Consider the following 8,747-nt stretch of genomic DNA (forward strand, 5'->3'; position numbering starts at 1 on the left):
CACTCAGACGCGGGTGATCCCGGTGTTCATGATCTCGTCGAGTTGGACGGCCTGCGCGTCCATCGCCTGTCCCAGCGATCCGGCCGACTCGCCGGCCGCCACCGCGACGGCGTTGAACTGGGTGGCCACGTCGTTCAGTTCCCCACCGAGGCGGGCGAGGTCGGCCCGGAAGGTCTCGAAGATCTCCTGTACGCGCACCGTCGTCTCGTTGACCCGTGCGTCGAGTTCCACGCCGACCTCCTCGGCCTGGGCCCGGTTGGCACCGGTCCATTGGACGCCGCCGAAGCTCGTGGTCACCGAGCGGGACTCCTGGCTGACCGCCAGCAGCGCCGAGACCACGGCGGTCTGGGCGTTGGTGATCTGCTCCTGGAGACCGGCGACCGCACTGTCCGTCGTCGAGACGACGTTGCCACCACAGGCGGCGAGACTGTCACCGAGGCTGCGGTACGCGATGGCGTGCTGCTGGATCTGGGCGACATCGCCGCCGAGCATTCCGACGTTCATGACTGCTACCTCCCGATGTGGTCTTCCCGGGCGACCGGTGTCGCCTCGGTCGTCTGCATTCGTTGCCAGGTACCGTTTCGGTTCCCTCGCTCACCAGTCCGACCAGCCGTCGTCGGCATCCAGGTCGAGCGGCGTGAACTCGTCGTAGCCGATAGTGATCCCGGGCACCGACTCCAGGTGGGTATCCCAGGCCATCGCATCGAGCGCCGGTCCCAGCAGCGCCGGCGCACCGTCGTCGTAGGCCGCTGAGGGCTGCGTCTGGTCCCAGAAGTCAGCGCCGTGCCCGAAGTCGACGGTGGTGCCCTCGGGGGCCCCGAGGCCGATCATCGTGTCGTATGCGGTGTGGTACAGATCGGGTAGCTCGTACTCGGACACGTCGTCCCAGCTGGCCAGGTCCGTTGATCCTGCGGTGCCGTAGCGGTACAGGTCGTCCGGCGGCGGCGCGTACGCTCCGCCCGGATCGACGGAGAAGCCGTCCGGCAGGCCACTGTCGAGGTCGAGGTCGGTCCCGGACCCGATGTCCGGGGCCGGGAAACCGGGCCGGTCCGCGAACGTGGGCTCGAACGGTGAGCGGAACTCGTCCCGCACGTCGAACGCGAGCAGGCTGCCCGGTGGTGCCTGCTGCGCGATGCGCACGTCCGCCGTCGACACTCCGGCGAGTTCGGCGATGCGCTCCACCGCGAGATCGCCGCTGACCGGGTACTTGACGGTTACCAGTGCGCCCGGGCCGATGGCCACGCCGTCGGCGAAGTCGCTCTGCTCGGCGAGCCGGAACCCGTCGCTGTTGGCCCGGAACCCGACGGCACCGATGAAGGGGATGTTCACTGCGGCCATCCCGTCGAGGGCAAGGGTGGGTAGCCGCAGGTCCAGAATCGGACCGAGATTCAATTCGCCGGCAATCGAGGTGACCAGGCCGTAGTTGCCGCCCTGATATGAGAAGCCGGCAACGCCGCCGATGGTGAGACCATCCACCGGAGCCGTGTCGTTGTCGATCAGCAGCAAGCCGTTGCGGACACCCACATAGACCGACTCGGACGCGTTGTGGGGCCCCTGGGCGGAGGCGCCCCAGCCCACGATGTTGAAGATGGACTCCTTGGTCCGCGAGCCGCCGTCGAGGACATGGTTCGCGATGAACGCCGGGTTCTGCGGCGCCGCCCAGACGTGGGACGGGCCGTCAGCCGGCGGCACGAACAGCTTCCCGATGGGATGCAACGGTGGCTCGGCCGGCACCGGGACGTAGAACGGCGAATCCGGGTCGCGACCGAAGTTCTCGGGAATGTTGATCCGTCCCAGTTCGTCCCGGACGCCGGCGGCGCCGGTGACGAGCAGGTCGCTGGTAGGGCCGCCGAGCAGCAGGTCGCTGGTGGACCCGCTGAGCAGCGACGCGCCGACGAGGCTGGCGAGGCGGGTCCCACCGCCACCGATGCCCGGGTCGTCCAGGTCGTCCAGCCGGCTCTGCGGCAGGTCCTCGGGACGGTCGAGGAAGAAGAGCCGGTAGCCGCCGGGAAGCTGCTTGAGCCGTCCAGGGGCGGGGGCCAATCCACCCGGTACGCTGATCGCGCCGGGTCTCGCATCCGGGCCCAATCCGCTGTCGCCGCCGTACACGGTGCCATCGGGACCCACGACCGTCGCACCGGGCGGGATGAACTGCGTTCCCGGTTGCAGCGGTATCGACGTCGTCGCGCCCGGCAGCGTCATGGTGGGCGGGCGGGCGGCCGGCCCGCCGGTGGCCTGTGCCAGGACGAACCCGCCGCCGAGCGTTTCCGCTGCGGCCTCGCCCGCCAGAACGTCTGCCCCGGCGCCGCCCGCCAGGCTGCTCTCTCCGCGCCCACCAGCCAAGGTGCCGGTCGCCGCCGTGCCGCTCGGCGGAGCCGTCTCGGTCGATCCCGGCGGCGGGCCGAACGTCGTGGTCGCCGCGGATGTCGTGGCTGCGCCGGCGAAGAGGGCGAGCGGTTCGCGTCCGGTGGCGGCGCTGCCGGGTACGCCGGCCGGCCGCAGTGAATCGAGCACGCTTGTGAGCCGTTGCATGACCAGGGGGGCGGCCAGTCTCGGGTCGACCCCCCGGAACACCCCTTCCAGCACGACGCCCACCTCGGCGACGCGCTGCGCGACCAGGGCCGCATCCGGCCCGCCCGGCGGCGAGGTACGGGCGATCCGCAGCGCCTGGGCCAGTGCCTGTCCGGCGGCGAACGGACGCCCCGCGTCGACCGCGGAGATGGCCTGCGCCAGATTCGCCGCGATCCCGGTGCCCTTGGCCAGGTCGGCCAGGTCGGTCCGGGTCTTCGGGTCGAAGTCGAACGCCGTTCCGGCGACCGTCTTCGGGTCACCGAGGACGCCCCTGGGATTGAGCAGCGCCGCCGCCCCGGCGGAGACGACCGAGAGGCCGCTGCCGAACGCGGCCAACGCGTCGCCCCGGTCGAGAGCCTGGACCACCCCGACGGCCGGGGTCACCAGTCGGGCGACGTCCCGGACGGACGTCCCGAGTCGCACCAGGTCGAGCGCGAGATTCTTGTCGATCAGGTCGAGGCTCGCCAGCAGCGGCCCGCCGTTGCCCAGGACGCTGCCGGCCGCGCCGAGCCCCGCGGTTAGCGCACCGACCACCGTGTCCGCCCGGGACGCCTGGAACACCGAGGCACCGATGTCGAAGGCGCGTTTGGCGTTGCGCAGCACGTCCAGCGTGCTGCCGGCGTCGAACAGATCGCCCACGATGCTGCTCTGGCCCACCAGCTTCGCCGCCCCGGCCGCCGCCCCCAGCAGGTCGGCGCCGGCGGTGAAGGCGGACAGGCCCGCGCCGATCGCGCCCAGCCAGTTGCCGTCGATGGCATGGCTCACCGCTTCGACCGCGTTGACCGCCAGGGTGGCTATCCCGACGGCCTGTAGGCCGGGTACGACGAGACTGGCGACCCCGAGCGCGATCTTGCCGATCTGGAAGATCGCCTTGAACGGGTTGTCCTTCCAGGCGGTCACGATGGCCTTGCCGATCGACTTGACGGTGTCGAAGATCCGGGACAGGAAACCCTTCTTCTTCTTTTTCCGCCGGCTGACGTCGGTCAGCACCCCGAGATCGTCGAAGGTGAAGGTCAGCTTGTATTTGCCGAGGTCCTGACTCCGGCCACCGGGAATGCCCCACTGTCGGGCGAGGATCAGGAACTCAGGGCTGCCCTCGACCGCGTCCCGGCTGCGCATCCGCAGCCGGCTGCGACCGAGTGCGTCCACCACGTTGCCACCCACCACGGCGCTCAGTTCGCGTTCGGTGAGCGCCGGAGCCCCGACGACGGCCAGCGACCGGAAGGCCGCGACGACCCGGTTGATGCGCTCGTGCAACTGCGGCCCGTCGGTCGCGCCCCGAAGGTAGCTCAGCGCCCCCACGAACTGGGCCTGGACGGTCGGCGACTCGACCATCGAGCGGGGGATCTGACTCGCGACCAGCGCGAAGAGCTGCTGCTGGATCGGCTCAGTCAGCTCGATGGGTGTCGTGCTGCTCAGATCGACCCCGGCACCGGTCATCGCCCGGTCCACGAGCCCGGCCAAGCCGACGGTGTACGACTCGTCGATGACCCCTGCCTTGCGGCCGAGTCGCAGGACGAGATCGATGCCCGCCTCGTTGAAGAACGCCGTCGGGTCGGTGTCACCCTCGAATCCGGTGGGCAGCAGCGCGCTCTGCAGCATCCGGTTGGCGCGCAGGAACGCTGCCGCCGCCGCGAACCGCGCCGACTCGGTCGCGGCTGCGGCACCGGGGTCGGTCCAGCCGACCCGGGCGGCGAAGGCCAGGGTCTGCCGGAGCTGAGTGTCATCGGGCGCGGTGGCGTCCCGGCCCACGAGGTGTGCGGGCAGCCAGTCGGCGATCGCCGCGAACTCGATCTCGGCAGCGGCGATCTTCGCGGCCAGCTCGGCCGGTGCGCTCTCGGCGGTGGCGAAGTCGTGCGTGGCCAGTATGTCGCCCAGTCGCGGGAGGTCTGCCGCGCGGGCGAGGCGGTGGTCCAGTTCGACGGTGCTGGCGACCCAGTCCAGCAGTCGCTCCGGGTCGACCAGCACGTCGTCGACGGTCCGGCCGTCGGACCAGAAGTCTTGCCAGAACACCTCGGTGGTGCGTTGCTCGGCCCGGCGCCGGAACAGGCCGAGGAAGCCACGGCCGGTCTGCTCCCCGTCCACCGGCGGCACCGGCGGTCCGACGTGTTCAATGCCCAACGCGATGGCCAGCACTCGCAGGTCGGGGAGCAGTTCTGCGGGGAGGTCGGGCCGTTGTCCGGCCAGCAGCGCCGGCACCAGCACCGGGGACAGGCGAGCAAGTGCCGCGTCCAGCGCCGCGTTCGTACCGGCCGGGGCGAGGCCGACGAGGACGGCCCGCAGATCCCGTGGGCCGGCGAAGCCGAGCAGCGCGCTGAGCACACTGCCGAGTTCGGCTGTGGTCTCGCCGAGGCCGATGGCCACCCCCCGGGGGTCGATCGCGAACTGCTCGGCGAGTTCGGCCTTGTCGATGACACCGGCGCCCAGGGTGGCGAACCCGTCCTGGACGAGGGCGAGTTGCAGGGGCGCCTGGCTGGTCAACTCGGCGAGGTTGAGCGCGCCGACAACCTGGCGCCGCACCGCCTCCGCGCGGGTCCCGGTGTCGCGCAGTACCCCGCCCAGCGTCCGCGCGCCCTGACTGTCGATACCGACGTACGCCATCGTCCGGCTCCTTCCCCCAACGCGTCCCTTGGCGAGGGTCGCGACAGCCGGGGTTCGCCGTGGCGGCGTGGACCGGTTCCCTACCCGCGCCGGGGAACCGCGCAGCGGGTGGCCGGCGAATGCGGGATGTCCGGGCCGCCCGGTCCGGCACATTCCGCGTCACCGGCTTCCGGAGGTCACCATGTCCACACAGGTCAGTGCAGCGCCCGCGGTTGCAGCGACACCGCTGTTCGATGCCGAGCAGGCCCGTGGTGACGCCGCCCGCCGATGGGCCGGTACCCCGCTGGCCACCGAGCACTGGCTGGAGCAGGCGAGCGGCTTCCCGCGGGGCGTCGTGTCGGTCGACCCCTCGGAGGCGGCCACGGTCGTCGTGGCTTGTCGCGGATACCGGCTGACCCGTGGCCACCTGGCGGAGACGGTCGCGTTCGCCGAGTTCCTCGCCGGCGAGGCGTTCACCGCCGAGGAGCGCGCCGAACTGGAGCAGGACGTGGTGGAGGCGTTCGAGGACTCGCCCAAGCGGGCGCTGCAGTCCCTGCGTCCACTGTCCGGCGGTGTACGGCGGGTGGCCGCACTCAACCCGGTGCAGCGTGCGCAACGCCGGCTTCAGGCGCTCACCGCCAGCTACCTGCTCGAACTGCGCCGTCAGGCCGACGGGCGCGAGCTGAGCCCACTCATGGGGGTGGTGAGCCGGCACAATCCGGTGGTACGGCACTGGGCGTCAACGGGGGTGGTGCTGGTCGCCGACGCGCTGGCCGCGCGGATGGAGCAGCATCGGTTGGTGCTGTGCCTCATCGGCCGTGAACTCGAGGCACCGGCCCTGCTCGCCGAGCGCCTGCTGGCCCGGGCCGAGCAGGCAGGTCGCCTGGAGGTCGCCGAGCTGGCCGCCTCGGAACTTCGCCTGCTGCTGCTGCGCGCCTGGCTGACCGACCTCGGCACCACGGCGCTCGCGACGGTCCGGGAGGACGTCGCCCGGGCGGTGCAGTCCGCACTCGACGTGGACATCGTCGTGCAGCACGTGGGCTACCGGGCGGCACTGGAGGTGGCGGATCAGGCGGACTGAGCTGAGCCCACCAGCAGGGTGAGCGGCACCGGCGGCCCAAGTCGGGCCATCGGATCGACCTGGTGCCGTGACCGGGGCCGACGCCCGAAGCGCGGGTGTCGGCCCCGGTCGCCCCACCTATGAGGGGAGAAGCACAGGTCCAGCCGGGAGACCGGTCAGGACAGCCGGTAGTCGGGCTTCGCCCGTCCCTCGGACACGGCAGGCCAAGGAAGTCCCGCACCGAGCCGCACCACCGTGTACGGCAGCACCGGATTCTCTGCCCCGTACTGGAAGTTGACCACGAGGAGATCACGGCCGTCGAACGCCGCCGTCGACGGGCCGTGCAGCGCGGGGTCGGTCAGTCGCCCGAGCAGCGTTGCCCGGTCAGCGCGGTGGTTGAGCCGCAGCACGTTGACGGTGTTGCCGTTCCCGTCGATGTTGCTGACCGCGTAGAGCGTGCGGCCACGGACGAGCAGGCCGTCGCCGTGCACCGCGGCGCCGCCCAGGTCGATCGCTCGGACCGTGCGCCGCCGCAGGTCGATGCGGTGCAGCGCGCCGTCGTTGTAGTCGGCGACGATGAGGTGGCGCTGGTCGTGGGTGACCACCAGGCCGTTGAGGTTGAACCCGGCGTTCCAGTCGATGCTGGTGCCGCGCAGGTCGAGGAAGGAGGGGAGCGTCCTGGTGGTGCCGGTGCCACCGCGCAGGTCCGCTGCGGGGATCCGGTAGAGGGTCGGCTGGAACGAGTCGGTGACGTAGACGTCGCCGTTGGCGGTCAGGGCGACGTCGTTCAGCATGGGATTCGGCGCAGCGGTGGCGAAGCGGTGCAGGAGTGCACCGGTCCGGGTGTCGTACACCCACACGTACCCGGTTCCTCCGCCAGCGACGATGAGCCGGCCGCGATGGTCGACCTTCATCCCGCCGGCGGTGGTCCGGCCGTCCGCGGCGTTGCCGGGCAGCCACACCGTGGTTCGCGGTGAGCGGACGTCACCGCGGTAGATGCGCCCGTCGGTCAGGCTGCTGACGTAGAAGTACGGGCTCCGGGGGTCGTGGGCGATGCCCTCGGGGTAGGCGTCGTCGCCGGGCAGGACGTAACTGACCGGCCGCGGGCTGGCGGCAGCGGACGTCGAGGTCGGCACAGACGCCGATGCCGGCGCAGGTACGGCGCCGAGCGCGCCGAGCACCGGGACGATCAGAATCGCGAGTAGTCGTCGCATGTTTCGTACAGTTCCCTTCCAATTCGGCTTGTCGCATCGAGCGTGGCCCCGGTGCGAAATCACGACAAGATCCATGAGGTATGAGCGGGTACCTTCGCGGTATGTCGGTGGACCTACGCCTCATGCGGTACGTCGTCACGGTCGCCGAGGAGGGCAGTTTCGAGCGGGCCGCGCAGCGTCTGCACATGGCGCAGCCGCCGCTGAGCCGGCAGATCCGCGACCTGGAGCGGCAACTCGGCGTACCGCTGTTCACCCGCCGGCCGACCCGCCTCACCGAGGCCGGGACGGCTTTCGTGGCGTCCGCGCGCAAGGTGCTGAGCGACACGGACGCGATGGTCCGGGCGACGCGGGCGGCCGGGCGGGGCCACGCCGGTACGGTGCGCATCGGTATCGTCGTCAGCGCTGCGGACGAGGTGGTGCCGCAACTGCTGGACGCGCTGCGCGCGACGCATCCGGACATCACCGTTGGCACGGGCGAGGCGTGGCCGACCGAACTCGAGGCCGGGTTGCGCGCGGGCCGCTTCGACCTGGTGCTGTCGCGGGGCGCCTCTGCTCAGTCGGACCTCGCCCGGCAGACGGTACGACGGGAACCGCTGGTCGCCGTCGTCGGTCCCCGGCATCCGCTTGCCGGGCGTCCGACCGCGGCACTGAGCGACCTGCGGATCGGCCCGCTCAACCTGCCGCCCGAACACCTGACGCCCGGCTACCGCGCTGCCGTAGTCGCCGCCTGCGCCCGCGCTGGCGTGCCGTTCGACATCCGGGACTGCCAGCAACTCGGCTGGCGTCGTGTGGGCATCGCCGAGGACACCGGGTTTTCGCTGGTCCCCCGGTCGCTTGCCGCGCTGCCCACGGTCGACGGCGTCGTCCTCACCCTCACCGACGACCTCCCGGCGTCGGACCTGGAGCTGATGTGGCGACACGATGCGCTGCCGCCGGCCGCTGCGGTCGTCGTCGACGTGGCTGCCCAACTCGCGCGGCAGCGCGGCTGGGCGGGGTAGCCCTCGGCGTCCCGGCCCTTCGGTACGGGACTGTCACGATCGCCGTGCCGCCGGACAGTTGTCGATGCAATCACCAGGTGTGATCGCCAGTGAGGTGAGCGCCGCGTGCATCGGGCGCGCTACCCCGCCAGGAACCGACCCATTGACCGGCCGGTTTGGCGCAGGCCGCAGCGTTGGACACTCGTTACGTGGACCCACCGGAGGCGCCGAACCTTCACTGGGCTGCGGGCGTTGTACATCAACTGCACCCCTCAGCCGTTCGCCTGGCCGTGGTCACACTCAGGGGTGGTCGACCGCAGTGTGGCGATCATGGAGGCGAGTTGC

The 8,747-nt window shown here is 71.3% G+C and carries 5 protein-coding genes; 2 read left to right on the forward strand and 3 right to left on the reverse strand.

Features of this window, described 5'->3' with window-relative positions; genetic code table 11:
• Positions 1–3 precede the first annotated feature (3 nt).
• Together AB0J93_RS28355 and AB0J93_RS28360 are read right to left on the reverse strand one after the other, a co-directional pair.
• On the reverse strand, positions 4–504 hold the full coding sequence (locus AB0J93_RS28355) for a hypothetical protein (protein ID WP_093402519.1): 501 nt from the start codon (positions 502–504) through the stop codon (positions 4–6).
• A 90-nt stretch (positions 505–594) separates the two neighbouring features.
• Positions 595–5,172, reverse strand: coding sequence for a hypothetical protein (locus tag AB0J93_RS28360; RefSeq protein WP_363925399.1), 4,578 nt, complete (start codon positions 5,170–5,172; stop codon positions 595–597).
• 181 nt (positions 5,173–5,353) lie between these two features.
• Here AB0J93_RS28360 and AB0J93_RS28365 point away from each other — a divergent pair, with 181 nt between their 5' ends.
• Entirely contained in the window at positions 5,354–6,232 is an 879-nt protein-coding gene (locus AB0J93_RS28365; RefSeq protein ID WP_363925400.1) for a hypothetical protein, read from the forward strand.
• 155 nt (positions 6,233–6,387) lie between these two features.
• Here AB0J93_RS28365 and AB0J93_RS28370 read toward each other — a convergent pair whose 3' ends face one another.
• Positions 6,388–7,425, reverse strand: coding sequence for a hypothetical protein (locus AB0J93_RS28370; RefSeq protein WP_363925401.1), 1,038 nt, complete (start codon positions 7,423–7,425; stop codon positions 6,388–6,390).
• Positions 7,426–7,526: 101 nt separating this feature from the next.
• On the opposite strand from AB0J93_RS28370, the gene AB0J93_RS28375 reads away from it, so the two are divergent.
• Positions 7,527–8,423 (forward strand): LysR substrate-binding domain-containing protein, encoded by an 897-nt coding sequence (locus AB0J93_RS28375; RefSeq protein ID WP_363925402.1) that lies wholly within the window; start codon positions 7,527–7,529, stop codon positions 8,421–8,423.
• The last annotated feature ends 324 nt before the right edge of the window (positions 8,424–8,747 follow it).

It is taken from the genome of Micromonospora sp. NPDC049374, from assembly GCF_040677165.1.
Lineage (GTDB): Bacteria > Actinomycetota > Actinomycetes > Mycobacteriales > Micromonosporaceae > Micromonospora.

Excerpts from the sequence above, each read along its gene's own strand:
- AB0J93_RS28355 (WP_093402519.1), bottom strand. The coding sequence starts at position 504 with ATGAACGTCGGAATGCTCGGCGGCGATGTCGCCCAGATCCAGCAGCAC.
- AB0J93_RS28360 (WP_363925399.1), bottom strand. The coding sequence starts at position 5,172 with ATGGCGTACGTCGGTATCGACAGTCAGGGCGCGCGGACGCTGGGCGGG.
- AB0J93_RS28365 (WP_363925400.1), top strand. The coding sequence starts at position 5,354 with ATGTCCACACAGGTCAGTGCAGCGCCCGCGGTTGCAGCGACACCGCTG.
- AB0J93_RS28370 (WP_363925401.1), bottom strand. The coding sequence starts at position 7,425 with ATGCGACGACTACTCGCGATTCTGATCGTCCCGGTGCTCGGCGCGCTC.
- AB0J93_RS28375 (WP_363925402.1), top strand. The coding sequence starts at position 7,527 with ATGTCGGTGGACCTACGCCTCATGCGGTACGTCGTCACGGTCGCCGAG.